This is a genomic window from Neomegalonema sp. (assembly GCF_028688855.1).
Classification (GTDB): domain Bacteria; phylum Pseudomonadota; class Alphaproteobacteria; order Rhodobacterales; family Rhodobacteraceae; genus Neomegalonema.
In genome coordinates this window covers 15,621-37,841 of record NZ_JAQTXI010000030.1, presented here as the reverse complement: position 1 = coordinate 37,841, position 22,221 = coordinate 15,621, and the positions used below count along the sequence as shown (strand labels likewise).

Here is a 22,221-nt window from a genome sequence, read left to right as displayed (position 1 = left end):
TATTGACGGACATAAGGTTTGAGAAATCCGAGATGGGCCGGGACGAGAAGGGATTTTGAGGGATTTGTGCTTTAATTGTCGTCGGTTAGGGGCGAAGCGGTCCGGCCGCCGACGCGCCGCCGAGGTTTGAGAAATTTCCCCGAAGCCCGCCTATGGGACAGAAGGTTTGAGAAGCGGGACGCCGATTTTAAAGGCGTTTAAATGGGCGTTTAAGGGATTGTTTAGATTGGTTGCTATCGTATTTTTACGGCATTGCTGATGCTCCCCTGCGTCCGAGTTCGCTATCCAAACTCGGACGCTCCTATGTGCCGGGGATCACCTGCGTCCGAGTTGTCTTATTCAATTGATGACAAAAGGTTATTTATCTTTTCCTGCTTTCTAGGCGTGCGCTCAAACTCGGACGAACTCGGACGCCTGTTTGACGATCTGTCGAGTGCTGAGGCTTTTTGAAGCACATAAATCCTTATGCGGATTATTCGTCTATAACGAGAATCAGGCCGTGCGTTTGCCTTCGTCGCTCTCGGTTTTCGCGGCGGCCCGCAGATCTTTTTCCAGTTGATCAAGCGCCAACACTAGCGCGCCATGGCGCCCCTCTTGGCCATCGACCAAGGCAGTAATTCTGTTGTGGACTTCTAGTCCCAACTCAACCTCATTGATCGTTGAGATTTGCCCACCGACGCGTTTGTAGATGCGCCTAACTCCATCAATGGCCCGAGAAAGCAGCCATCCATCCAATGGGGGTGGGGGTGAGGTTTCTTGCTGCACTGGGCTTGGGTGAGGGATTCTTTCCCCTTCGCCAGTTGCAAGCCATTGCACGGAAACGCCAGCTGCTGTGGCGAGGCTGATTAGCCTTTGCCGAGATGGGTCTGAGCCGGCAGCTATGTATTTGTCAATTACACGGCGCGATAGGCCGGATTTGCGAGCCAATTCCCCAGGCCCACCAACCATTTTGGATATTTGTTCTATGCGTTGCGCGAACACAGGGTCGGATTTGTCTTTTTCGTCCATCACAACGAGTTATCTCCTGCCCCTGATTCTCCCGAGGCGCGGGTATTAAATTCAAATTTGCCGTAAAAATTATTTAATTTCTTGTAGTTGGGAGAAATCAAGCGGCCGAAGCGATCTTTTCACAACGCACCCCCCCCACTAAGACTTTTGTGCTTTAATTGGGCTCTTCCGATCCTGATTAAGCATAATCGTGCTTGATGGGTTCGGATGAACATGCAATAACCTGTACGGAACGTCACAACATGCACCGCAATTTTCGCCTCCTGGATGGCAGTCCTGGCGGCGAAGCTGAAGGGAACGCAGTCTCATGAAGAGATCTGCACGGATCGCCCGCGCGCCGCGCGGCTGGCATCCCGAAGAGATCAAGGCCGCGATCCGCATGCGCGGGTCGAACATGGCCGAACTCTCGCGCCAGCATGGATATGGAGCGAGCGCAGTGCGTCAGGCCCTGCGTCGCCCCTACCCGGCCATGGAGCGGATCGTGGCCGATCATCTCGGCGTGGCGCCGGAGGCGATCTGGCCTGATCGCTATGACCCTGACGGGACGCCCAACCGCGGTCGTTCGGGCGATGCGAGCTTATACCGAACCGCACAAAGTGTCAGCGGTAAACCGGCTACGCGGTTTACGGGCCGCAAAGCAAAAACGACCTCCGCCACCGCCTCATCCCGCAATTCCGCCGCGCCCTCCGGGTTGCGCGGCGAGGTCTCCAGCCCGGTCGAGGCGCTCCGCGCCCCGGCCTCCATCCGTCTTGTCTCCAGCCAGGATTGACCATGACCAATCTCACCAAGCTCACCCTCATCGCGCAGGTCGCGGAGCGGACCGGCCTCCAGAAGGTCCAGGTCGGCGCCGTCCTCGACGAGGCGCTGGCCGTCATCGTCGCGACCACCGACGCCGGTCACGACGTCTCGATCAAAGCCTTCGGCGCCTTCGAGCGCCGCTCGCGCGGCGCGCGCGTCGGACGCGATCCTCAGACCGGCGAGGCCATCGAGATCCGCGCCAGCTCGACGCTGGCTTTCCGGGCCTCGCCCGCCCTGCGCAGGGAGGCGTGACGATGGGCGGCGGATCCCCTCAGGCTCAGGAACTGGCGGCGGAAGCCGCGCGCCAGCGCCTTTCGTCTGACTGCGGGGCCTCCTCAGAAGCCGCGGGGGCGATCCCTTTGGGCGATCATAGGGCTGCTGCGTCCGTCCGGCGCAAGGAAGCGTCCTTCGCATCGCCCGCATCCCAGGGTGTTGTGGCCGACCGGCTGAAGGATCGATTTGACGCCCTGATCGTAACAGCTTGCGCATATGGCGTGCGCGGGCTCGCCATTGGCGTGACTGGGCTTCAATTCATAAATCAGCGCGCCCAGCTCCGTCCTCTGGAGCGCGTAACGCGCCGCCTCGCCGATGAAGTGAATGCGGCGGCGCTCTCGCTCCTCAAGATCCAGCAGGTCGCGCTGAATCGACGCGTGCTTCGTCTGAATCTCGATGAGTCGATCCAGCAACTCCGAGACTTGCTGGCGGATCTGGACGGTGTCGGCGTCGGGCTTTCCGAGCAGCCCCTTGATGCTTTGGGCGGCGGTCGCCGCGCTGTTGACAAGTCCGGTCACGGCCCCGGCGTTTTGGAGGGCCGCTGAGATGTGCTCCATCATGAGAATCGTCCTTGGGTTGGTTGTTAACTTGAGGATGAAGGTGTCGGGGGAGTGTTGTGGCTCCCCCGACGCCGCCGGGCTCAAGGTCCGGCGAATCGATCATGGCGCAATTCCCCGCCCATTGCAGGACGGACAGCTGTCACCCTTGACGGCGGGAGCGCTCTGATGAAGCCCGCCAGCCCCCTTTCGCGGATCTCCACATCCGCCCGCGCTTCGGCGCGGGAGGGGGCTGGCTTCGTCACATCAGGAACGCAGGAGGCTGCGGCCATGTCGACTGGCGAAGACTTGAGGGGGGGGGGCTTCTCCCTGCCCATGGCCAGTCGAGATGACCGAATGGGGCCTGCAATATGTGATCCCCGGCTGCGAACGGCGGATTGCGCCCCGAGGGGGCCGCAGATGATCGAATGGATGTCCGCGGCGGATTGGGCCGCACAGGGGCTGCCGGGACTGCCTTCAACGGCTCGTAGAATCGCAGATCGTGCAAATCGTGATCAATGGCAAAGTCGCCCGCGCGAAGGCCGCGGCGGAGGTCTCGAATATCACTGGTCGAGCCTGCCGGAGGGCGCCCGCGCGGCCTGGCTGCTGCGCCATGGCGTCGCCCCGGCGGCTGCGCCCAAGTCCGAGCCCGAGCCCCTCGCCGAGGAGCCGCCGCAGGAGGAGGCCTGGACCGCCTATCAGGCCGCGCCGGACCATCTGCGTCAGGAGGCGGAGCGGCGGATGAAGCTGATCCTCGACGTCCTGACCCTGATCGAGGCGGGCTCCGGCCGGGTGTCGGCCGTGGAGCTGATCGCCGAGAAATCCGGAACCGCTCCGGCCACGCTGCGCCGCTGGATCGCCGCCGTGAAGCGCGTCGAGCAGCGGAACTGGCTGCCCGCCCTCGCGCCGCGCTATGCGGGCAAAGCCGAACGCCGCGCCGAATGCGACGAATCCGCCTGGGATTGGTATGCCGGGCATTATCTGACGCGCCGCCAGCCCTCGCACGCCGACAGCTATCGGCGGCTGGAGGAGGTCGCAGCGAACGAAGGCTGGCGCATCCCCAGCGCGAAGACTCTGGCTCGGCGGATCGAGACGGAGATCGACCCGCTGGTGATCGTCATGCGCCGCGAGGGCGTCAAGGCGGTCGCCGCGCGCCTGCCCAAGCAGCGCCGGGACGTGAGCGTCTTCGCGCCGGGCGAGGCGGTCAACGGCGACGGCCTCAAATTCGACAAGCTCTGGGTGCGCTTTCCCGACGGCGAGATCCTCAACACGGCCACGGCCTGGTTCTTCCAGGACCTCCCCACGCGCCGCATCCTCGCCTTCCGGCTCGGCAAGACCGAGCATACGGATCTCTTCCGCTTGGCGACCTATGACCTCACGGCGATCTGCGCGCCGCGCCTGATGTGGATCGACAATACGCGGGTCGCCGCGAACAAGCTCATGACCGCCGGGGTCGAGCATCGCCATCGCTTCCGAAAGGATGAGAGCGACGGCGTCGGCCTGTTGCCCGCGCTCGGGATCGAGCCCCATTTCACCAACCCGGACGGCGAGATCGGCAACCCCGGCGCCAAGCCCATCGAGCGCGCTTTCGGGATCGGCGGGCTGCATGACAAGGTCGCCACCCATCCGGCGCTCGCCGGGCGCGGCTATAGCAAGGCCACGGCCGTGCCGGTCGAGGAGGTTCAGGCGATCCTCGTCGATGAAGTGCGCCGCCATAACGCCCAGCCCAAGCGGCGGACGCAGCTTTGCCGCGGCCTGCTCAGCTTCGACGAGGCCTGGGCGGAGGCGGAGGCCTCCGGCCTGATCCTCCGGCGCTTCTCGGAGGCGCAGCGTCGCCTGCTGCTGATGGCGCGCGAGGCGGTGACGGTCGGACGGGACGGCGTGGTCAGCGTCAAGGCCGGAAGCGCCGCATGGCGGAAGAACCGCTATTGGGCCGAAGCCACGGCCCGGCTCGCAGGCCAGAAGGTGGTCGCTCTCTTCGATCCCGAGAATCTGAGCGCCGGAATCCACGTCTATGCGCTGGACGGGCGCTATCTGGCGGAGGCGACCTACATGCCGGACGAGGCTTTCAATAGCACGGACGCGGGGCGTGAGTGGTCGAAGAACCGCCGTCGCCAGATCAAGACCGTCAAGCAGGGCGCGGCCGCGGCGGAGCGCATGCGCGAGATCGAGCGCGCCGAGCTTTACGCCAAGGCGCGCCGCGCCGCGCAGGAGAATCCCGAAGCCCCGCCCGAGGCGGCGACCGGAGCGGTGGTGGCCGGGTATTTCGCCCGGACCCCCGATCCCGCCCGCGACGCGCGCGAGGCGCTGGGCTCGCCGGAGAGCGGCGCGGCCCAGCCTCTGGATTTCGCCGCCATGGCCGCCGCCCGGCGCGCCGCCCGAAACGCTCCCCAAGAACGGGAGGAGGATGAGGAGGAGGGCGGAGACGAATTCGTTCAGCAGGTTCTGGCCGGCGCCCGCGCCTTTCGCGGCCTGCCGCCCGCCGAATGACAGAGGCCGATGGGCGGTTGCATCGCCCATCGGCCGACCCCTGAAACCGTGAGCAACAGGAGCATCCTGAACCATGAATGCGAAACTTGATTCTGTCCAGACGCCCGATTTCGACGCGCCCGTTCCCGATGATCGCGCGCGGGGATCTCATGACCCGGCTCTTCAGATGCGCGTGCGCGGGCTGATGGAGCGCCGCGGCCTCTCCCAGGCGCAGGCCGCGAATGAGACCGGCGTCTCCCCCACGGCCCTCAGCCAGTGGCTTCAGGGCAAATATGCGGGGAGCATCCCGGCGATCGAGGGCAAGCTGGCCAATTGGCTCGCCGCCCAGGAGCGCCATGACGCCGCCGCCGGGATCCTGCCGAACCGCCCGGATTTCTTCCGTTCGCCGACGGCGGAGAAGGCCCTGGCCGTCTTCAGCTACGCCCAGATGATGGGCGACATCGTCTGCGTCTACGGCCATCCGGGCGTCGGCAAGACCCGCTCGATCCATCAATACCGCAGCACCAATCCTTCGGTCTGGGTGGCGACGATCTCGCCCAACAGCGCCTCTCTCGGGGCGACGCTGGAGGAGGTGGGGGACGCGCTCGGCGTGCGCGAGAGCGGCCGGCGCAAGCTGGCGCGGGCGATCCGCCGCCGGATGGAGGGGACGCGCGGCCTGCTGATCATCGACGAGGCCCAGAACCTCTCCATCGGCGCGCTGGAGGAACTGCGCTCGATCCATGACGCGACCGACGTCGGCCTCGCCCTCGTCGGCAATCCCGACGTCTACGCCCGGTTGACCGGCGGCGAGCGTTCCATGCGCTTCGCGCAGCTCTACAGCCGCATCGGCATGCGCCTCTTCCTGAAGGGCGCCACCGCCGGAGACGTGCGCGCGCTGGCGGCGGCCTGGGGCGTGAAGGGCTCCGAGGAGATCGCCCTCCTGCGCGAGGTGGCGGCGGAGCCCGGCGCCCTGCGCGCCGCGAGCAAGGTGCTCGTCCTGGCCGCCATGGCGGGCGGCGGCGAGGGGCTGACGCTGGAGACCCTGCGTCAGGCGCGCGGCAATCTCGGCGCGAAGGAGTGACGGCCATGCTAAGCGCGGAGATCCGTCACGCCATCGACCATCTCGCCGATCTGATCCGCGGCGATCGCCTGACCGTGGGCGCGGTGGTGCGCGCCTATGACGTGCTGGCCGAGATCGCGGAGCGGGTGGAGCTGCTGGAGGGGGCGGTCTTGCCGCCCGCCCTGACCATTCCCGAGGCGCGCCTTGGCGCCTCCGAGGAGACGCCCGAGGGCGTCGTCCGTCTGGATCGCTGGCGGATGCGCGCCCGCTCGGGCGGCGCGCCCCTGCCGCAAACCCCTGCGTAAACCCCGTTTGAAGGAGGTCGAGATGGTCACTCTCACTGAAGAACAGACGCAGGCGCTCGAAGCCTTTTTCGAGAGCTTCGATCTGCGCACCACGGGCGCATGGGCCTTGGTCGAAGAAGGGATGCGGGAGGATTGGGGCGTCGAAGATCCCGAAGCCGCCATCGAAGGCGTTCGTCGCGCGCTTCGCGGCGAGTCGCCCAACCCCGTTTGAAGGAGCGTTGAATGTCTGATTCCGACCCAAGCGACGCCTCGCGCGATGCGGGATCCTCCATGGATCCGCTCGACATCCTTCTCGGCGAAGAGGAGGACGCGGCCGTCGTCGTCGGCGTGGCGGCGGCGCTGCTGGCTCACGCCTGCATCATCCGCTTCTCCCGCCTGGAGGACGCGCAAAGGCTGGCCCGCGTGATCGCGCGGGCGGCGGATCTGACCATCGTCGAGAACTGGCCGCGTAAGACGGAGATCGAGGCGGGCGGCGAAGGCCGCGTGCGTCTTGCGCCCGCCGCGCCTTTTGGCCGCAGGCTGTCTTGAGAGGAAACTCCATGAACTCGCAGAATCACATCATGCCTCCCGCCGCCTCCGTCTCCCTCCGGTCGGCGGAGATCGTCGCGCCGGACTGGGGCGCGGACTTGCGCTCCCGCCTGCTCTGGTGGAGCTTCGACGCGGGGCTGGCTCCCGTCCATGCGCTGGATCAGGCCCGCGAAATGTGGGATTTCGTGCGCGGGCCGGAGGCGGGCGAAGCCGCGCCGCCCTTCGAGGCGGCGTCGGTCCTCGACCGCCTGAACGAAGGCGTGATCGGAATCGCCCTCGGCGAGGGCGGCGTCTGGCGGCGCGTCGATCACGACGGCGCCACGTTGCATGTCGATTACGCCAGCTTCCAGAAGCATCCGATCTATGGCCGCATCCGCGAGGTTTGGAGCGCGGAGGGCGTGGAGATGGTCGAGATCCCGCGCTTCTGGTTGCGGGGCGAACATCGCAGCGGGGAGCGCTTCTGGTGGATCTCCCCCCTGCCGTGCGAGGGCTTTCGCCTTCACCCGGCCTTTCGGGCTCCGGGCGGCGCGAGCCGCGAGTCCATCCGGATCAGCAAGCATCTCGCCAGCCGGAAGGCGGGCGGCGAGGGAATCGCCCTTACGGATGGGCGTCAGCCCTGGACCAATCTCAAGATCGAGGAGGCGCGTCGGTGCTGCCGGGATCTGGGCGAGGGCTGGCGCCTCTGGTCGATCTACGATCTTTCGGCGGTCCAGCTGCTCGCGCTGATCGACAAGGGCGCGCCCGTCGGCGGGGTTATCGGGATCTTCGAGGCGGAGGGCGTCGCGCCGACCGGCGTCCTGCCTGCCGTCTGGCGCGGGATCCGCGACCTCTGGGGCAACGCCTGGCAATTCGCGGACGGGCTACGGATCAACGCCCTGGGCGGAATCGAGATCTGGGGTCTTCCGGATCCGGGCGCGGAAGTTTGGATCGACACCGGCGTGGCCTATGGGCCGGGCGTGGGCGACGGGTTTCCGGTCGCCTTCCATGAGGAGAGCGGCGCGGATTTCGATCTCTCGACGATCTTCCTGCCCTCCCGCGTGGTCGGCGGCGCAGAGCGGGCGGCGACGCGGGATCATGTCTGGGGCTGCGGCGGAGATCGCGGCGGCGTCGCCCTGAGCGGCGGCAGCTGGATCAGCCGCCACGACTCCGGCCTCTTCTCCCTGAGTCTGAGCTGCCACGCCGAGCAGGCCAATCCGAGCATCGGCTTCCGCCCGGTCTTCGCGCCGTGATCCCTCGGCGGGCGGTTGGCCGCAGGGCCGCCGCCCGCCTACGCAATGAGGCGATGGAGTTTTGAGGTGAGGAAGCTTCGCAGCGAGAGAGAGGAGGCTCTTGTGGATTTCGTCGGTGAAAGAATGTGGAGGTTCGGGATCTTCTCAGTGGAGGAGATCGAGGATCTTGGTCTGCGCCTTGCCGAAGCCGCCGTCCCGAAGAAGGGTTTGGCGCTCAGGCTGGCGCGCGATGCGTCCAGGGGAAAGCGCTTGGGGGTCGCCCACTGGTTCTGGGGTCTGGCGTGTTTTTTCGGGGGCGTCGCCGAGATCGCCTTGGATGCGCTCTATGTGGTGATGGAGGAAAGCACGCCGCGCGACGCCGCCGAGAAGGTCGGCGCCCTTCTGGTGGGGCCGGCGATCGATGCGATCGGCCTAGATCGCGTCCTGGATATTCTCAAGGCTTGGTCTGAAGGGGCGGCCGGATCCTCTGGGTCGGCCATGTTGGCCGCCGCCCTTGATGACGCGCTGACTTTGGAGGCGGTCCGATGACTCATCTTCCTTATTTCGGCGCAGGCTCGCGCCTCAAATCCTTTTCGGGCGCGACGAAGGGCGCGGAAGGCGTGATCAAGATCGAGATCTCGACCTCCGATCTCGGAGAGTTCGGCTATTCGCTGCGGCGGTTGGCCGAATTGGAGCAGGAGCAAAAGCAGGAGGAGGCGCGCCGTCGAGCTGACGCCCGTCGCCAGAAGCTCAAGCTCGAACGCATCGCATCGGCGCCTCCGCTCTTGGGTCTGCCTGCGCCAGATCGGGAGGATTTCTGATGGGCTGGCCGCAATGGGTCTTCGCGGGTCTTCTGGCGATCAGCGTGATCGTCGGCTTCATGCTGGACGGCGAGCCGCGCGACCCCTGGAGCTTCACCGGCAGCGCGGGCTCCGCCGCGATCCTCGCGCTGCTTCTGCATGCGGGAGACTTCTGGCGATGAGCGATCTGATGAAGGCGATCCACGCCAGCCGTCGCCAACTGGTCGGCCTGGAGGATGAGGAGATCTGGCGGAGCTTTCTGGAGCAGGCGGCCGGAGGGCGCTCGCTGCGCGCCATGCCGGAGGCTGGCCTGCGGAAAGTCCTCGCCGCCCTGCGGGCGCGGGGCGCTGGCGGCGGGCGCTTTCGGCCCTCGCCCAAGGCGCATGTCCGCAAGGTCTTCGCGCTCTGGGGCGACATGCGCCGTCACGGCATCCTGGAGAACCCCACTCGCGCGGGCCTGCGCGGCTTCGTGGCCCGGATGACGGCCACCCAGGCGCGCCCGGAAGGCGTGGGAGATCCCGACTGGTTGACCCCGCAGGAGGCCGCGAAGGTGGTCGAGGGCCTGAAGGCCTGGCGGGGCCGCGTCCTCGCGAAACAGGAGCATGGCGAGCGATGAAGCCTTCCTGCGCCGGAGCCCGAAACGATCTCCCCTCCAGCCTGCGCCTCATCGCCGAGGTCGCGGGAAGGGAGGCGGCCGTGTCTCTGGCGCAGGATTACGGCGGCTCGCAGATCTATATCAACGCCCGGCTCGATCTCGATCATCCGCTGGTGCGCTCGATCGGCATGGAGGCGGCGGCCTCCGTTCTGGAGGCCATGGGCCCCGGCCGCATGGAGGTTCCGCTCTGGCTTGCGAGCCATAACCACAAGATAGCGCGGCGCATCGTGGAGATGCTGGCGCTGGGCCGTTCGGAAGCGCAGATCGCCCGCGCCCTCGGCTGCCATATCCGCACCGTGCGGCGCCATCGCGCGCGTCAGGGCGGGCACGCCGCCCAGATGGATCTGTTCGCCCTGCTGGGCGATGGGCGCGGGCCTTGCGCGCCGGAAGATTTCAGACAAGACTGAAGAGATCTTCGGGCGAGGCGGACATCTGTCCGGGCTGCAATCGGAGATAGGCTGCAACAAGGTGGAACGCATGCGGAGAGGCGGCGGTCCATCATGCGGATTTTCGACATTCAAAGAAGCTTGAAGGCGCTCGGACATGATCCGGGTCCGCTGGACGGCGTCTGGGGCGGACCCGCGCGGTCCGCCCTTTTCTCCTTGCTCTATGTGTTGCGGACGCAGGTCGCCGCAGGGGCGGAGATCTGGCCGCAGGTCCGGCTGCTGATCGCCGCCGAACAGGCGATCATGGCCGCCCATGGAATCGATCCTGGTGTGATCGACGGGCTGGAGGGCGCGCGGACCCTGGAGGCCCGCCGGAGGTTTTCGGCGGGCGCGGCGGCGCGCCCGATCCAGACGCCGCCGGGCGGCGCGATCCGTCAAGGGCGCGCGGGGCTTGCCGTCCGCGAGATCATCCTGCATTGCGCCGCCACCCGCCCGGACTGGATGGCGGGTCGCCCCTTGCGCGAGCAGGTCGAAGAGATCCGCCGCTGGCATGTGCGGATCAACGGCTGGCGGGACATCGGCTATCATTGGCTGATCGGCCGCGACGGCTCCATCCTGCCCGGCCGCCCCGAGCGCGAGATCGGCGCCCATGTGCGGGGCCGCAATTCCGGATCGCTCGGGATTTGCCTGATCGGCGGCCATGGAAGCGCCGCCTCGGACCGCTTCTCCGATCACTACACGCCCGCCCAGGGCGCGGCGCTGGAGCGGCTCCTGCACGAGATCTCCGGCCGCGCGCCGATCGCCCGCGTCAGCGGCCATAACGAATACGCCGCCAAGGCCTGCCCGGGCTTCAACGTCCTCCGCTGGCTTGAAAGGGCCGAATCATGAGCGCCTTCGCCTCCTTCGTGGATTTCCTCCTGCCCATCCTCTTGCAGCTGCTGGGGCTCGTCATCGGCGGCCTCCTCCTGAGCCTGTCGCAACTTGCGCGGCGGCGCTGGGGAATCGAGATCGAGGCGGCCCATCGCGACGCCCTGCATTCCGCCCTCATGTCGGGCGTGCGGGCGGCGGTCGCGCGGGGCTTGAACGGACAGGCGGCGACCGCCGCCGCCGTGGCCTACGCCGGACGCAGCGTGCCCGACGCCCTGACCGCGCTCAATCCGGGCGAAGGCGTGCTCGTCTCCATCGCCGAGGCGAAGTTGACCGAGGCTTCGGGCGGCGCGGCCCCATCCTCCCGCGCGCCGCGCCGGAGCCGGGCTTTCGGCCTGATCCGCGCTGGAGCGAGCGGTCCGCTCCGGCCGCGGAGGATCCTTGGGCCGGCGCGGAGCGCGTCGATCCGCGCCGGGGGGCGCCGCCGATTTACGACGGCGCTTCCACGCCGACCGGCTTCACGCGTCCGGTCGAGGGGCGCGGCTCGTGGACGTGATCTTCGTCGGGCTCCTCGCCCTAGCCCTCGCCGGGCTGCGCATGGTTCTGCGGAGGGCGGCGGCGGAGAGGCGGGCGCAGGAGGCTGAGACCGAACGGGACGCCCTGCGCGCCCAAACCGAAACCCGCCGGAGAATGGATGATGCCGCGCGCGCTTCTCTTGACCCTGACGCTGCTCGCGAGTGGCTGCGCGACTTCGCTTCCGGCGGAGGCGATCGGCCCGAGCGGTGAGGCGGTCTGCGCCGGGCTGCATGAATTGGCCCGGCGCCATGCCTCCGCCCTGCTTGACGACGGCGGCTCCGCCTCGGCGCGGACGGGGGCGGATCTGCTCCGGGGGCTGGACGCCGCCTGCCTTTATGACGATGGAACGGAACGAGGCTGATGGACTTCGCGAATCTGCTGAAATACATGCCGCTGCTCAGCGTCGTCGTCTTGCCGCTCGGCGCTTGGATGATCCGGGCGGCCACCGCCTCCATGGCCACCAAGGAGGATCTGGGCAGGCAGACCAGCCAGATCGAGGAGAAGGTCCAAGGCGTCTCCGCGCGACTGGGCGGCCTGGAGCGGCGCACCGACCTCATGGAGCGCGACATCAAGCATCTGCCTTCGGCGGAGGATTTCGCAGGGCTCAAGGATCAGATCGCCGCGCTCGCGGGCGCGGAGAGGGCGCAGACCCAGCAATTGGCGGGGCTCTCCCAGTCGGTCTCGCGCATCGAAGATTATCTCCTGCATAAAGGCGTGAAGTGAGGGGCGCGAAGTGAGTTTCAGGGATTTCATCGCGGAGCATCGCCGCTTCTATATCCTGCGGCTGCTCAGGGAGATCGGCGGATCGGCTAATGAGGACGTCCTCCAGCAGGGGATCCGGCGCGGCTTCCGGCCCCTTCAGGGCGTGACGAAGGACGCGGTGCGGCGGGACGCCGAATGGCTGCGCGAGCGCCATCTCGTCGCCTTCGACTGGCTGGACGATCTTCTGGTGGTCGAGCTGACCGAGCGCGGCGGCGACGTCCTCTCGGGAGTCGTCCGCGTCGAAGGCCTCTCGCGCTCCGGCCGCGGGGTCTGATCATGGCCCGCCGCGCCTCCAGCGTCCAGCGCCTGCCGCCTGAGATCCGCGAGACCATCGCCGCGCTTCGCGAGAGCGGCCGCACCATCGACGAGATCCGCGAGAAGCTCCTTGAGCTGGAGGCGGAGGTCTCGCGTTCGGCGCTGGGCCGCCATGTCAAGCAGCTCGACGCGATCGGCGCGGAGCTGCGCCGCTCCCGCGAGATCGCCGAGGCCCTGGTGCGCCGTTATGGCGAGGCTCCCGAAAGCCGGACGGCGCGGCTCAACATCGAGCTGATGCACGCGCTGATCAGCAAGATGATGGTGGCGGAGGACGGAGCGGTCGTCAGGCTGGACCCGAAGGACGCCATGTTCGCCGCCACGGCCATGCAGAAGCTGGCTCAGGCGGCCAAGCAGGACGCCGATCGCGAGAAGCTGATCCGTCAGGAGTTCATCCAGAAGCTGGATGCGAAGTTGGCCGAGGCCGCGGAGGAGATGGGCGACGCCGCAGATCCTGCGGAGATTCTGCGGCGCATCCGCGAAGACGTCTATGGGATCTTCTCGTGAGGGGGCCGGCGGTTCCCCTGCTGCCCTATCAGCAGGCGTGGCTGCGTGATCGCGCGCGCTTCAAGGTCGGCATGTGGTCGCGCCAGATCGGCAAGACCTTCACGACGACCCTGGAGGCGGTGGATGATTGCTTCGAGGCCTTCGTCCGGGGCGAGCGCCGCCGCTGGGTGATCCTCTCACGGGGCGAGCGTCAGGCGAAGGAGGCCATGGACGCAGGCGTCAAACTCCATGCGAAGGCCTATCAAATGGCCTTTGAAGAGCTGGAATATGAAGTCTCCGGAGCCGGAGAGACGCGCTACAAGGCTCTGGAGGTGGTCTTGCCCGGCGGCTCGCGCATCACGGCGCTGCCAGCCAATCCGGATACGGCGCGTGGCTTCTCCGCCAATGTGCTGCTAGACGAATTCGCCTTCCATCATGACAGCCGCGCCATCTGGAAGGCGCTGTTTCCCGTGATCTCCGCCGGCCACAAGATCCGCGTCGTCTCCACGCCCAACGGCAAGGGCAATAAGTTCTACGAGCTCATGACCTCCGGGGATTCAACCTGGTCGCGCCATGTCGTGGATATTCATCAGGCCGTGGCCGAAGGGCTGCCCCGAGACGTCGAGGAGCTGCGATCGGGCATCGCCGACGAAGAGGCCTGGGATCAGGAGTACGAGCTCAAATGGCTCGATGAGGCGAGCGCCTGGCTGCCTTACGATCTCATCATGGCGGCGGAGGATCTGGAGGCCGGGGATCCTGATGGGTTTGCAGGCGGCCCCTGCTTCATCGGCAACGACATCGCGCGGCGCAACGATCTCTGGGTCTCATGGGTCTGGGAGCAGGTCGGCGACGTCTTCTGGGCTCGGGAGATCCTCGCCCTCAAGGGCGCCAGCTTCTCCGAACAGGAGGACCGGCTGCATGACCTGATGCGGCGCTATAATCCCGTCCGTCTCGTCATGGATCAGACGGGCATGGGCGAGAAGCCGGTGGAGGACGCCCAGAGGCGCTATGGCGAATTGCGGGTGGAGGGCGTGCTCATGACCGCTGCGCGCCAGCTCGATCTGGCGACCCACGCCAAGCAGATCTTCGAGGACCGCAAGGCGCGGATCCCGGCGGGGGATCCCGTCCTGCGCGCCGATCTGCACAAGATCAGGAAGATCATCGGCCCTTCAGGGCGGCCGCGGCTGATGGCCAATCGTGACAGCGCGGGCCACGCCGACCGGACCTGGGCCGCCTTCATGGGTCTGGCCGGCGCGGCCCAGGGCGCGATCGATTACGGCTATCGTCCGGTCGATCGCAGCCGGATGGATGAGGATAGGTCCGAGCGCGCCGGGCGCGCTCGCTTTGGGCGAGGCGCATGGTGATGGCGAAGCTGCTCGACGCTTATGGGCGTCCCTTGAATCCATCCCTCCTCCGTGAGGAGCAAGCGGCCCCCTCGGTCGTTGGAGTGCGCAGCATCTTGGGCGGCCATCCGGCCCAGGGGTTGACGCCGGATCGCCTGACGCGCCTTTTGCGCAGCTCCGAACATGGCGACGCCACGGCCTATCTGGAGTTGGCCGAAGAGATGGAGGAGAAGGATCTCCATTATCTCTCCGTGCTCGGCACGCGCAAGCGGGCGGTGGCGCAGCTGGAGATCACGGTCGAGAGCGCCTCGGATGAGGCGACGGACGTTGCGAACGCCGATCTCGTCCGCGACTGGCTGCGGCGCGAGGAGCTGGAGGATGAGATCTTCGACATCCTCGACGCCGTCGGCAAGGGCTTCAGCGTCACCGAGATCGTCTGGGAATCCTCGGGTCGCGCCTGGTGGCCGCAGCGCCTCAAGCGGCGCGATCCGCGCTGGTTCGAATTCGATCCGGCGGATGGCGAGACGCTGCGCCTGCGGGGGGCGGGCGGACCTGAAGATCTCTGGCCCGGCAAATTTGCGATCCATGTCGTCGCCGCCAAATCGGGCCTGCCGATCCGGGGCGGGCTCGCGCGCGCCGCCGCCTGGTCCTGGCTCTTCAAGAATTACGTCCTGAAGGACTGGATCACCTATGTCGAAGTGCATGGCCAGCCCTTGCGGGTTGGCAAATATCACGAGGGGGCGACGGAGAAGGACAAGGAGATCTTGCTCCGCGCCGTGGCGAACATTGGTTCGGACGCCGCCGCGATCATGCCGCAAAGCATGCTCATCGAATTCGTCGAGGCGACGAAGGGCGGCGGCGCGGGAGCCGATCTTTACGAGCGCTTCGCCAATTGGCTGGATCGCCAGGTCTCCAAGGCGGTGCTCGGGCAGACCCTGACGACGGAGGTCTCCGGCGGCTCTCTGGCCGCCGCCCGCGTGCATGACGAGGTGCGCCGCGACATCATGCGCGCCGACGCCCGTCAGCTCGCCAGCTCCCTCAACCGCGACGTCCTGCGCCCCCTCATCGACCTCAATCGCGGGATGCAGGCGCGCTATCCGCGCATTCGCATCGACCTGCCGACGAGCGGCGATCTCAAGCTCTTCGCGGAGGCCCTTGCTCCGCTGGTCGATCGAGGCCTTCGCGTCGAACAAAGCGTCGTGCGCGATCGTATGGGCCTTCCGGACCCCGAAGAAGGGAGCGATCTTCTCTCTCCGCTCGGCGCGGGGCGAGATCTCGCCCCCGGCGCGACCGCTGGGGCTTCGACTCCGCTTCCCCGCGCCCTGCATGGCGCGAGGCCGCCCGGCCTTCACACGCCGGGCGCGGGGCATGTCTGTCACGCCGCCGCGCCGGACGCCCTGGATGATCTGAGGGGCGAGATGCTCGGCGAATGGCGGCTGGCGGCCGCGCCCATGGCGGATCCGGTCCGGCGTCTGCTGGAGGAGGCCGGGAGTCTGGAGGAGGCGCGCGATCGTCTGGCGGAGTTGATCGGGGAGATGGATCTCTCCGCCTTCGAGGATCTCCTGGCGCGGGGAAGCTTCTCCGCCCGACTCGCCGGCAGGCTGGAGGCGCCCCTTGAGCGGGATTGATCTGAAGCCCCTGCCGCCCCAGGAGACGATCGAAGCCTTTGCGCGCAAGGGGCTGCGCGCCAGCTTCGACTGGCGCGACATGGAGCGCGAGGAGCATAGCCGCGCCTTCACCGTCGCCAAGCTCATGCAGCTCGATCTGCTCGCCGAAATCCGCGAGGCGATCAGCGCCGCGATCACGGAGGGAATGACGCTTCAGGAGTTTCGCAAAACCCTGACGCCCGTCCTTCAGGCTGGTGGCTGGTGGGGGCGTCAGACCATGACGGATCCGCAGACCGGAGAGACCCGCGAGGTCCAGCTGGGATCGCCGCGGCGTCTGGAGATCATTTATGACACGAACCTGCGCATGGCCCATGCGGCCGGGCGATGGGAGCGGATCGAGGAGGTCGCCTCCAATCGTCCGTGGCTGCGCTATGTGGCGGTCCTAGACGGGCGGACCCGCCCTGCGCATCGGAGCTGGCATGGCGTGGTTCTCCCTTGGGACGATCCTTGGTGGGGCCAGCATGCGCCGCCCAACGGTTGGCGCTGCCGCTGCTCCATCCAGCAACTCTCCGACCGCGATCTCGCCCGCCGCGGCCTGAGGCCCTCCGACGCGCCGCGCGTCGAGACGCGCGACTGGGTGAACGGCCGCACCGGCGAGGTGAGGAGCATCCCCAAGGGCGTCGATCCGGGCTTTGATTATAATGTCGGCCGGGCGAATCTGGATCATCTGCGCGCCACGACCATCGGCCGGCTGGACGTCGTTGACGACGATCTCGCCCGGGCGGCCGTCGCCGCGCATCTTCAGGGCGGCGCCTTCGCAAGCTTCTGGCGCTCCCCTGATGGCCGCGCCGGATTTCCCGTGGCTCTCGGCGGCGCGCGCCTCGGGGCCGACTTCTCCACGATCGTTCTGCCGCCGCAAGTCGCCCGCGCGCTCGCCGCCGACAAGGCCGCGCCCGCGCCGGAGGATTGGCTGCTGGTCCAGAAGATGGTCGACGCCGCGCCGGAGCTCGTCGATCAGGGGCCGACGATGCGCTTGATGGGAGCGGAGCATGCTCTTGATCTGGAAATCGACGCGGCCGGACGGGTCGTCGTCAGCAGCCTGCGCAAAATCTCTCCGTAAGCCCCAAAATGGGACAGCCTTCCATCGTGCCGTCTATGGCGTATAGGAAAGCCGTAGAATGACCTCTCTGGATCGCCATGCCGTCGTATGGAAAATTCCTTAAACGATTTTTTAAACGCGTTTAAGGGGGGTCTCCGGGGATCCTCCGCCCACGGGCCGGATCGCCCCGCGTTTTTGCGCGATTGACGCCCTCCGGAAGGAGGGGGCGGACAGGACAGCTGTCCGGGTTTGTCTCATTTCCGTCTTCGGCCAGATTCGCCCAAGACGCCGCGGCGATCAAGCCGCCGTCGCGAGAAGCGGACGAAGCCGAAGATGCGCCTCCAACTGGCGACCCACGCCACGATTCTGCCCGAGGGGGAGCCGCCCGAATGGGTCCATCTCCTGCCGACGGGCGCGTTCCATGGGCGGGACGGGCGCGGCCCCTATAGCCTGAAGGACGCGGCGGCGGTGGCCGCGGCCTCCTTCGGCGCGCCGGGCGATCCGGAGGCCGTGATCGACTATGACCATCAGACGGATCTGGCCGCCGTCCGGGGCGTCGGCGGCTCGGCGCCCGCCGCCGGTTGGCTCAAGGGCTTCGAGGTCCGCGAGGACGGGATCTGGGCGCGCGCGGCATGGACGAAGCGCGGCGCGGCCGCCGTCGCCTCCCGCGAATATCGCTACCTCTCGCCGGTCTTCGAGCATAGCGCCGCCGGCGAGATCAGGCGCGTCCTGCGGGCGGCCCTGACGAATAATCCGAACCTGCGCCTGACGGCTCTGGCCAGTCGGGAGGCGGCGGATTTCACCGAACCCCAATCCCAAGGAGATGAGATGGACCTGCTCGCCGAACTGGCGTCCGCGCTCGACCTGCCGCAAGGGAGCGATCAGGCGGCGGCCCTCGCCGCCCTCAAGGCGCTGAAGGCGTCCGCCGCCGCGGGCTCCGCGGCCCTGGCCTCCGCCCGCAAGGCCGCGGGCCTGGCGGAGGACGCCCCCGCCTCCGCCCTGGAGAAGACGTTGCGCACCGCCCTTGCGGCGGCGACGCCCGACCCCAGCCTTTATGCGCCCATGGATCTGGTCGTCAGCCTTCAGACCCAGGTGGAGAGCCTTCAGGGCGAGCGTGCGGCCGCCCTCATCGACGAAGCCGTGAAGGCGGGCAAGGTGACGCCTGCGAACCGCGCCTGGGCGCTCACGCAGCACGCCGCCGATCCCGCAGCCTTCGCGGAGTTCCTGCGCAATCAACCCGCCTTCCCGCTCGGGGCCGCGGCGCTTCAGGCGCAGACCCCTAGCGCGGACGCCTTGAGCGCCGATGAGTTGGCGATCGCCGCCCGCATGTCGCTCACCCCTGAGGAATTCGCCGCCGCCCGTCGACAGGAGACGCTCTGATGGCCGCCTTGACGAAAGACCGCAACACGCCCGAGCGCTCGGGAGAGGATTTCGCCTATCCGGCGGCCGGCGGCGTCCAGATCTTCGCCGGCGCGCTCGTCGTGCTGGAGGAGGGCTTCGCCAGGCCCGCCGCCGAAGGCGAGGGTCTGGTCGTGGTCGGCCGGGCCGACGCCCGCGTCGACAACCGTTTGGGCGCGGATGGGGAGCTTCAGGCGCGGGTGCGCCTCGGGGTCTTCCGCTTCGCCAATTCCGACGGCGCGGACCGGATCCTGCCCGCCGACGTCGGATCCGACGCCTGGATCCTCGACGACCAGACGGTGGGCAAGGACGAAGCGGGCCGCTCGAAGGCCGGGCGCGTGATGGACGTCGACGCCCAGGGCGTCTGGGTCAAGGTTGGATAAGAGGGCTTCCCATGATCATCAATCAATCGAACCTCCGGACCTTGTCCACGGCCTATAACGCCGCGTTTCAGCGGGGCTTGGGCATGGCGGAGAGCCAATGGGAGCGGATCGCCACGCGCGTGACCTCCACCGGCCGCGAGGAGCGATATGGCTGGCTCGGCCAAACTCCCAACATGCGCGAATGGCTGGGCGACCGCGTCGTCAACGGGATCGGTCTGCATGATTACGCCATCCAGAATAAATCCTGGGAGCTGACCCAGGCGGTGCCGCGCGAAGACATCGAAGACGACAGATACGGCCTTTACGCTCCGCTCTTCGAAGAGATGGGCCGCTCCACGGCCGTCCATCCGAATCAGTTGGTCTTCGACCTTCTGGCGCGGGGCTTCGAGACGCCCTGCTATGACGGGCAATATTTCTTCGACGAGGATCATCCTGTCCTCGACGCCCGGGGCGAGACCATCTCCGTCTCCAATTCCGGCGGCGGCTCCGGTCCCGCCTGGTTCCTGATCGACGACAGCCGCGCGCTCAAGCCCCTGATCTACCAGCTGCGCAAGCCCTACAACTTCGTGCGTCTGGAGCGCGAAGAGGACGCCAACGTCTTCATGCGCAAGGAATTCGTCTATGGCGTCGACGGGCGCTCCAGCGTCGGATTCGGCTTCTGGCAATTCGCCTACGCCTCCAGGCGGCCCCTGAACAAGGAGAGCTATGCGGCGGCCCGCCTCGCCCTGAGGGGCATGAGGGGCGATTACGGCCGCCCGCTCGGGCTCAAGCCGCGCCTGCTCGTCGCGCCGCCTGAGCTTGAGGCCGCAGGTCTGGAGCTCCTCAACGCCGAAATGATCGCGGGCGGAACCAACATCTATCGGGGCACCGCTGAACTTCTCGTCTCCGACTGGCTCTGAGGAGGGCGTCATGACGAAGATCCGGATCCTGCGCATCAGCGCCCGCCGCGACGGCTTCCGCCGCGCCGGGATCGATCACTCCGCCCGGCCCGCCGATCACCCGCTCGACGGGTTGACCAGGGCGCAGATCGCGGCCTTGAGGGCCGATCCCATGCTCGTCGTGCAGGAGCTGGAGATCGAGGCTCCTGAGGCGGGAGCGGCGGAGGTTTCGGCCTCGATCGCCCCCGCCAAAAGCCTCCGGCCCAAGGCCGCGCCCCCCAAGGCCGCCTCCAAAGCCGTCGCCAAGGCGGAGGGCGTCGCAGGGGGCGAGAGCGAATCGTCTGAAGGAAAGGATTGACCTCATGGCCTACGCCAGCGCCCAGGACATGATCGACCGCTTCTCCGCGCAGCAGCTCAGGGAGGTGACCGATCCCGACGCCGCGGAGATCCGGACGGAGGCGCTGGAGCGCGCGCTGGAGGACGCCGCGGCCGAAATCGACGGCTATCTGGAGGGACGCTATCGTCTGCCGCTCGCCGCGCCGCCGCCCAGCCTGAAGCTGCTGGCCTGCGACATCGCCATCTATCGACTCCTGACCCTGCGCCAGATCGACGTGATGGAGGATCAGCGCAAGCGCTATGAGGACGTCCTGCGCTTTTTGCGCAGCCTGGCCAAGGGCGAGATCAATCTGGGCCTCGCCCAAAGCGGCGAGACGGTGGAGCCGGCGGGCGGGCCGACTCTGGTCGCCGGACCCGAGCGCGTCTTCAGCCGTCAACGGATGCGGGGCTTCTGATGGCGGGCGTCTCAGCCTCCGTCCGGATCGAGGACGACGGGTTCCGCGCGGCGCTGGAGGCTTTGCTCCGGCGCTCGGCGAATCTGCGCCCGGTCTTCGCCGAGATCGGCTCCGCGCTCCAGGCCTCGACCGAAGATCGCTTCGAGAATGAGGAGGGTCCGGACGGCCGGGCCTGGAGGACTCACTCTCCGGCGACCCTTCTGCGGCGCGGATCGGGCGCCCGCAAGCTGCGCGACAAGAACCACCTCTATCAGTCGCTGAACTGGCGCGCCTCCCGCCTGGAGGCCGCGGTCGGGACGAACCGGGTCTACGCCCGCATTCATCAGCTCGGCGGCAAGGCCGGGCGCGGCCGCAAGGTCGAGATCCCGGCCCGGCCCTATCTCGGCGTCGACGCGGAGGATCGCGAGATGATCGGCGAGATCCTGAACGACCACCTGACGAAGGGCTTGCGCAAATGACCCTCCAGGAGATCGAGGCGGCCATTGTGGCGCGGATCGCCGCGCGCCTTCCGGATCTGCATGTGGAGGCCTTTCCGGACAAGCCGGAGAGCTTCAGGATGCACCACCCGGCGGGAGCCGTTCTCGTGGCTTTCGGTCGGGAGAGCCATGCGAAGCCGCGCGCTCTCGACCTTGTGGTTCAGGAGCGCAGGATCGAGTGGGATCTCTCCATCCTGACACGCAATCTGCGCAGCCACGTCGGCGCCTATGACGTTCTGGACGCCCTGCGTCTGGCCCTGACGGGTTGGCGCGCGGAGGGATGCGGGAAGATGCGGCCTGTCCGCGCCGAATTCGTCGATCAAAAGCAAGGCGTCTGGACCTATGTCCTGACCGTGGAGCATGCGACCATGACGGTCGAGGTCGCCGATGAGGAGGACGCATCCGCCCCGCCGACGCTGAAGCGGATCGACACGCTCAGCGGCTTCGGAAGCTCCCGGACGCCGCGCCCCGGTTGCGGCGGGGAGGAGCCATGAGCGATCAGCCCCTATTTCTCCAGGCTCGGCTTGCGGGCCCCGACGGGCCCATAGGCGTAGTCGTTCAAGGGCAGGAGCCAGCCGAAGAGGCGTATCCAGACCGGGATATGAATCCGGTCGCCCGCAGGATAGCCGAGCGCCGTGCAGGCGGCGTTGCGCGCCATGGCGCTGGTCGGGGAATCCGTCGGGGGCTCCTCTCCCGTCTGGCGGGTCATGTCCGCGGCAATCTTGCGCAACTCCTTCTGGGGCGGCTCGGCTTCGGCCTCTTCGATCCGCGCAAGGATCCCGGCGTATTTGAGGCGCTGGAGCGCATGGAGCCGGGCGTTGGCGCTGAAGCCGAAGGCGAGCTGCGCCGCGCCGAACAGCGCGCCGGCGAGGGCCAGAAGCCCGCCCGCGAAATCGCTTCGCTGACCCAGAAGCTCGGGAGAGAGGAGCGCGCTCGCCGCGCCGGAGCCGCAGAGGACGACCGCGAAGGCGAACCATCTTTCGAGCCGCTCCATCCGCCTCTGGCGCATGGCGTGGTAGAAGCTGTTGAACAGCGCGTCGAAGCGCAGGTCGCCGAGAGTCAGGGGCGGCGCGGCGGGATCTTCTTGGGGGTTCGGCATTATGTTTCCCGTTTCGGCGGAGGAGGAGGAGGCTTCGGGGCCGAGGTCTTCGCTTCAGGCGGCCGCGTCGGTCTTGGCGCGACGCCCTGCGCGTTGATCGAGGTCTCCAGCTTCTCGG

32 protein-coding genes are annotated in these 22,221 nt (G+C 67.5%); 29 read left to right on the top strand and 3 right to left on the bottom strand.

Annotated elements, in window-relative coordinates; translation table 11 throughout:
• Positions 1–492: 492 nt before the first annotated feature.
• The gene (locus PHN62_RS16225; RefSeq protein WP_300152394.1) at positions 493–1,008 is read right to left on the bottom strand and encodes a helix-turn-helix domain-containing protein; all 516 of its coding nucleotides are present in this window, start codon (positions 1,006–1,008) and stop codon (positions 493–495) included.
• 307 nt (positions 1,009–1,315) lie between these two features.
• Between PHN62_RS16225 and PHN62_RS16220 the strand changes: the two genes are divergently transcribed.
• Together PHN62_RS16220 and PHN62_RS16215 are read left to right on the top strand one after the other, a co-directional pair.
• Entirely contained in the window at positions 1,316–1,777 is a 462-nt protein-coding gene (locus PHN62_RS16220; protein ID WP_300152393.1) for a helix-turn-helix transcriptional regulator, read from the top strand.
• A gap of 2 nt (positions 1,778–1,779) precedes the next feature.
• Positions 1,780–2,058, top strand: a complete 279-nt coding sequence (locus PHN62_RS16215; protein WP_300152392.1) for an HU family DNA-binding protein — start codon at positions 1,780–1,782, stop codon at positions 2,056–2,058.
• An 83-nt stretch (positions 2,059–2,141) separates the two neighbouring features.
• On the opposite strand, the gene PHN62_RS16210 is transcribed toward PHN62_RS16215, so the two are convergent.
• Positions 2,142–2,639, bottom strand: coding sequence for a hypothetical protein (locus PHN62_RS16210; RefSeq protein ID WP_300152391.1), 498 nt, complete (start codon positions 2,637–2,639; stop codon positions 2,142–2,144).
• A 396-nt stretch (positions 2,640–3,035) separates the two neighbouring features.
• Between PHN62_RS16210 and PHN62_RS16205 the strand changes: the two genes are divergently transcribed.
• The 27 genes from PHN62_RS16205 (at position 3,036) to PHN62_RS16075 (ending at position 21,498) form a co-directional block, all read left to right on the top strand.
• Positions 3,036–5,105: a transposase domain-containing protein gene (locus tag PHN62_RS16205; RefSeq protein ID WP_300152390.1), complete on the top strand. Its 2,070-nt coding sequence runs from the start codon at positions 3,036–3,038 to the stop codon at positions 5,103–5,105.
• A 73-nt stretch (positions 5,106–5,178) separates the two neighbouring features.
• The gene (locus PHN62_RS16200; protein ID WP_300152389.1) at positions 5,179–6,165 is read left to right on the top strand and encodes an AAA family ATPase; all 987 of its coding nucleotides are present in this window, start codon (positions 5,179–5,181) and stop codon (positions 6,163–6,165) included.
• Between the two features lie 5 nt (positions 6,166–6,170).
• Entirely contained in the window at positions 6,171–6,449 is a 279-nt protein-coding gene (locus PHN62_RS16195; protein ID WP_300152388.1) for a hypothetical protein, read from the top strand.
• A gap of 22 nt (positions 6,450–6,471) precedes the next feature.
• On the top strand, positions 6,472–6,660 hold the full coding sequence (locus tag PHN62_RS16190; protein WP_300152387.1) for a hypothetical protein: 189 nt from the start codon (positions 6,472–6,474) through the stop codon (positions 6,658–6,660).
• Positions 6,661–6,671: 11 nt separating this feature from the next.
• Positions 6,672–6,977, top strand: coding sequence for a hypothetical protein (locus tag PHN62_RS16185; RefSeq protein ID WP_300152386.1), 306 nt, complete (start codon positions 6,672–6,674; stop codon positions 6,975–6,977).
• An 11-nt stretch (positions 6,978–6,988) separates the two neighbouring features.
• A complete protein-coding gene (locus PHN62_RS16180; RefSeq protein WP_300152385.1) occupies positions 6,989–8,206 on the top strand; it encodes a hypothetical protein in 1,218 nt (405 codons plus the stop codon).
• 102 nt (positions 8,207–8,308) lie between these two features.
• Positions 8,309–8,734, top strand: coding sequence for a hypothetical protein (locus PHN62_RS16175; RefSeq protein ID WP_300152384.1), 426 nt, complete (start codon positions 8,309–8,311; stop codon positions 8,732–8,734).
• Positions 8,731–9,006: a hypothetical protein gene (locus PHN62_RS16170; RefSeq protein ID WP_300152383.1), complete on the top strand. Its 276-nt coding sequence runs from the start codon at positions 8,731–8,733 to the stop codon at positions 9,004–9,006. The genes PHN62_RS16175 and PHN62_RS16170 overlap by 4 nt, the downstream gene beginning before the upstream one ends.
• On the top strand, positions 9,006–9,167 hold the full coding sequence (locus tag PHN62_RS16165; RefSeq protein ID WP_300152382.1) for a hypothetical protein: 162 nt from the start codon (positions 9,006–9,008) through the stop codon (positions 9,165–9,167). The genes PHN62_RS16170 and PHN62_RS16165 overlap by 1 nt, the downstream gene beginning before the upstream one ends.
• Complete coding sequence (locus tag PHN62_RS16160; RefSeq protein ID WP_300152381.1) at positions 9,164–9,601, top strand: regulatory protein GemA; 438 nt, start codon at positions 9,164–9,166, stop codon at positions 9,599–9,601. The genes PHN62_RS16165 and PHN62_RS16160 overlap by 4 nt, the downstream gene beginning before the upstream one ends.
• Positions 9,598–10,047: a helix-turn-helix domain-containing protein gene (locus PHN62_RS16155; RefSeq protein ID WP_300152380.1), complete on the top strand. Its 450-nt coding sequence runs from the start codon at positions 9,598–9,600 to the stop codon at positions 10,045–10,047. The genes PHN62_RS16160 and PHN62_RS16155 overlap by 4 nt, the downstream gene beginning before the upstream one ends.
• 93 nt (positions 10,048–10,140) lie before the next feature.
• Positions 10,141–10,914 (top strand): N-acetylmuramoyl-L-alanine amidase, encoded by a 774-nt coding sequence (locus tag PHN62_RS16150; RefSeq protein ID WP_300152379.1) that lies wholly within the window; start codon positions 10,141–10,143, stop codon positions 10,912–10,914.
• Complete coding sequence (locus PHN62_RS16145) at positions 10,911–11,537, top strand: hypothetical protein (protein WP_300152378.1); 627 nt, start codon at positions 10,911–10,913, stop codon at positions 11,535–11,537. The genes PHN62_RS16150 and PHN62_RS16145 overlap by 4 nt, the downstream gene beginning before the upstream one ends.
• Positions 11,538–11,587: 50 nt before the next feature.
• Positions 11,588–11,830 (top strand): hypothetical protein, encoded by a 243-nt coding sequence (locus PHN62_RS16140; protein ID WP_300152377.1) that lies wholly within the window; start codon positions 11,588–11,590, stop codon positions 11,828–11,830.
• Complete coding sequence (locus tag PHN62_RS16135) at positions 11,830–12,192, top strand: hypothetical protein (RefSeq protein ID WP_300152376.1); 363 nt, start codon at positions 11,830–11,832, stop codon at positions 12,190–12,192. Before PHN62_RS16140 ends, PHN62_RS16135 begins: the two co-directional genes overlap by 1 nt.
• A gap of 10 nt (positions 12,193–12,202) precedes the next feature.
• Entirely contained in the window at positions 12,203–12,505 is a 303-nt protein-coding gene (locus tag PHN62_RS16130; RefSeq protein ID WP_300152375.1) for a hypothetical protein, read from the top strand.
• A 2-nt stretch (positions 12,506–12,507) separates the two neighbouring features.
• A complete protein-coding gene (locus PHN62_RS16125; RefSeq protein ID WP_300152374.1) occupies positions 12,508–13,050 on the top strand; it encodes a phage protein Gp27 family protein in 543 nt (180 codons plus the stop codon).
• A complete protein-coding gene (locus PHN62_RS16120; RefSeq protein WP_300152373.1) occupies positions 13,047–14,393 on the top strand; it encodes a terminase family protein in 1,347 nt (448 codons plus the stop codon). The genes PHN62_RS16125 and PHN62_RS16120 overlap by 4 nt, the downstream gene beginning before the upstream one ends.
• Entirely contained in the window at positions 14,387–16,000 is a 1,614-nt protein-coding gene (locus PHN62_RS16115) for a DUF935 domain-containing protein (RefSeq protein WP_367187046.1), read from the top strand. Before PHN62_RS16120 ends, PHN62_RS16115 begins: the two co-directional genes overlap by 7 nt.
• Complete coding sequence (locus PHN62_RS16110) at positions 15,987–17,099, top strand: phage minor head protein (RefSeq protein ID WP_300152372.1); 1,113 nt, start codon at positions 15,987–15,989, stop codon at positions 17,097–17,099. Before PHN62_RS16115 ends, PHN62_RS16110 begins: the two co-directional genes overlap by 14 nt.
• Before the next feature lie 312 nt (positions 17,100–17,411).
• On the top strand, positions 17,412–18,458 hold the full coding sequence (locus PHN62_RS16105; RefSeq protein WP_300152371.1) for a phage protease: 1,047 nt from the start codon (positions 17,412–17,414) through the stop codon (positions 18,456–18,458).
• Positions 18,458–18,859 (top strand): hypothetical protein, encoded by a 402-nt coding sequence (locus PHN62_RS16100; protein ID WP_300152370.1) that lies wholly within the window; start codon positions 18,458–18,460, stop codon positions 18,857–18,859. Before PHN62_RS16105 ends, PHN62_RS16100 begins: the two co-directional genes overlap by 1 nt.
• 11 nt (positions 18,860–18,870) lie before the next feature.
• A complete protein-coding gene (locus tag PHN62_RS16095; RefSeq protein ID WP_300152369.1) occupies positions 18,871–19,758 on the top strand; it encodes a Mu-like prophage major head subunit gpT family protein in 888 nt (295 codons plus the stop codon).
• A gap of 10 nt (positions 19,759–19,768) precedes the next feature.
• Positions 19,769–20,095: an HI1506-related protein gene (locus PHN62_RS16090; RefSeq protein WP_300152368.1), complete on the top strand. Its 327-nt coding sequence runs from the start codon at positions 19,769–19,771 to the stop codon at positions 20,093–20,095.
• Positions 20,096–20,099: 4 nt separating this feature from the next.
• Entirely contained in the window at positions 20,100–20,528 is a 429-nt protein-coding gene (locus PHN62_RS16085) for a phage protein Gp36 family protein (protein ID WP_300152367.1), read from the top strand.
• The gene (locus PHN62_RS16080) at positions 20,528–20,986 is read left to right on the top strand and encodes a phage virion morphogenesis protein (RefSeq protein WP_300152366.1); all 459 of its coding nucleotides are present in this window, start codon (positions 20,528–20,530) and stop codon (positions 20,984–20,986) included. The genes PHN62_RS16085 and PHN62_RS16080 overlap by 1 nt, the downstream gene beginning before the upstream one ends.
• Positions 20,983–21,498, top strand: coding sequence for a Gp37 family protein (locus PHN62_RS16075; RefSeq protein WP_300152365.1), 516 nt, complete (start codon positions 20,983–20,985; stop codon positions 21,496–21,498). The genes PHN62_RS16080 and PHN62_RS16075 overlap by 4 nt, the downstream gene beginning before the upstream one ends.
• A gap of 11 nt (positions 21,499–21,509) precedes the next feature.
• Here the strand turns inward: PHN62_RS16075 and PHN62_RS16070 are convergent, their stop codons facing one another.
• Positions 21,510–22,103 carry a hypothetical protein gene (locus PHN62_RS16070; RefSeq protein ID WP_300152364.1) on the bottom strand — a complete coding sequence of 198 codons (594 nt, stop codon included), beginning with the start codon at positions 22,101–22,103 and terminating at the stop codon, positions 21,510–21,512.
• Positions 22,104–22,221: the final 118 nt, after the last annotated feature.

Excerpts from the sequence above, each read along its gene's own strand:
- PHN62_RS16225 (WP_300152394.1), bottom strand. The coding sequence starts at position 1,008 with ATGGACGAAAAAGACAAATCCGACCCTGTGTTCGCGCAACGCATAGAA.
- PHN62_RS16220 (WP_300152393.1), top strand. The coding sequence starts at position 1,316 with ATGAAGAGATCTGCACGGATCGCCCGCGCGCCGCGCGGCTGGCATCCC.
- PHN62_RS16215 (WP_300152392.1), top strand. The coding sequence starts at position 1,780 with ATGACCAATCTCACCAAGCTCACCCTCATCGCGCAGGTCGCGGAGCGG.
- PHN62_RS16210 (WP_300152391.1), bottom strand. The coding sequence starts at position 2,639 with ATGATGGAGCACATCTCAGCGGCCCTCCAAAACGCCGGGGCCGTGACC.
- PHN62_RS16205 (WP_300152390.1), top strand. The coding sequence starts at position 3,036 with ATGATCGAATGGATGTCCGCGGCGGATTGGGCCGCACAGGGGCTGCCG.
- PHN62_RS16200 (WP_300152389.1), top strand. The coding sequence starts at position 5,179 with ATGAATGCGAAACTTGATTCTGTCCAGACGCCCGATTTCGACGCGCCC.
- PHN62_RS16195 (WP_300152388.1), top strand. The coding sequence starts at position 6,171 with ATGCTAAGCGCGGAGATCCGTCACGCCATCGACCATCTCGCCGATCTG.
- PHN62_RS16190 (WP_300152387.1), top strand. The coding sequence starts at position 6,472 with ATGGTCACTCTCACTGAAGAACAGACGCAGGCGCTCGAAGCCTTTTTC.
- PHN62_RS16185 (WP_300152386.1), top strand. The coding sequence starts at position 6,672 with ATGTCTGATTCCGACCCAAGCGACGCCTCGCGCGATGCGGGATCCTCC.
- PHN62_RS16180 (WP_300152385.1), top strand. The coding sequence starts at position 6,989 with ATGAACTCGCAGAATCACATCATGCCTCCCGCCGCCTCCGTCTCCCTC.
- PHN62_RS16170 (WP_300152383.1), top strand. The coding sequence starts at position 8,731 with ATGACTCATCTTCCTTATTTCGGCGCAGGCTCGCGCCTCAAATCCTTT.
- PHN62_RS16165 (WP_300152382.1), top strand. The coding sequence starts at position 9,006 with ATGGGCTGGCCGCAATGGGTCTTCGCGGGTCTTCTGGCGATCAGCGTG.
- PHN62_RS16160 (WP_300152381.1), top strand. The coding sequence starts at position 9,164 with ATGAGCGATCTGATGAAGGCGATCCACGCCAGCCGTCGCCAACTGGTC.
- PHN62_RS16155 (WP_300152380.1), top strand. The coding sequence starts at position 9,598 with ATGAAGCCTTCCTGCGCCGGAGCCCGAAACGATCTCCCCTCCAGCCTG.
- PHN62_RS16150 (WP_300152379.1), top strand. The coding sequence starts at position 10,141 with ATGCGGATTTTCGACATTCAAAGAAGCTTGAAGGCGCTCGGACATGAT.
- PHN62_RS16145 (WP_300152378.1), top strand. The coding sequence starts at position 10,911 with ATGAGCGCCTTCGCCTCCTTCGTGGATTTCCTCCTGCCCATCCTCTTG.
- PHN62_RS16140 (WP_300152377.1), top strand. The coding sequence starts at position 11,588 with ATGATGCCGCGCGCGCTTCTCTTGACCCTGACGCTGCTCGCGAGTGGC.
- PHN62_RS16135 (WP_300152376.1), top strand. The coding sequence starts at position 11,830 with ATGGACTTCGCGAATCTGCTGAAATACATGCCGCTGCTCAGCGTCGTC.
- PHN62_RS16125 (WP_300152374.1), top strand. The coding sequence starts at position 12,508 with ATGGCCCGCCGCGCCTCCAGCGTCCAGCGCCTGCCGCCTGAGATCCGC.
- PHN62_RS16115 (WP_367187046.1), top strand. The coding sequence starts at position 14,387 with ATGGTGATGGCGAAGCTGCTCGACGCTTATGGGCGTCCCTTGAATCCA.
- PHN62_RS16105 (WP_300152371.1), top strand. The coding sequence starts at position 17,412 with ATGCGCCTCCAACTGGCGACCCACGCCACGATTCTGCCCGAGGGGGAG.
- PHN62_RS16100 (WP_300152370.1), top strand. The coding sequence starts at position 18,458 with ATGGCCGCCTTGACGAAAGACCGCAACACGCCCGAGCGCTCGGGAGAG.
- PHN62_RS16095 (WP_300152369.1), top strand. The coding sequence starts at position 18,871 with ATGATCATCAATCAATCGAACCTCCGGACCTTGTCCACGGCCTATAAC.
- PHN62_RS16090 (WP_300152368.1), top strand. The coding sequence starts at position 19,769 with ATGACGAAGATCCGGATCCTGCGCATCAGCGCCCGCCGCGACGGCTTC.
- PHN62_RS16085 (WP_300152367.1), top strand. The coding sequence starts at position 20,100 with ATGGCCTACGCCAGCGCCCAGGACATGATCGACCGCTTCTCCGCGCAG.
- PHN62_RS16080 (WP_300152366.1), top strand. The coding sequence starts at position 20,528 with ATGGCGGGCGTCTCAGCCTCCGTCCGGATCGAGGACGACGGGTTCCGC.
- PHN62_RS16075 (WP_300152365.1), top strand. The coding sequence starts at position 20,983 with ATGACCCTCCAGGAGATCGAGGCGGCCATTGTGGCGCGGATCGCCGCG.
- PHN62_RS16070 (WP_300152364.1), bottom strand. The coding sequence starts at position 22,103 with ATGCCGAACCCCCAAGAAGATCCCGCCGCGCCGCCCCTGACTCTCGGC.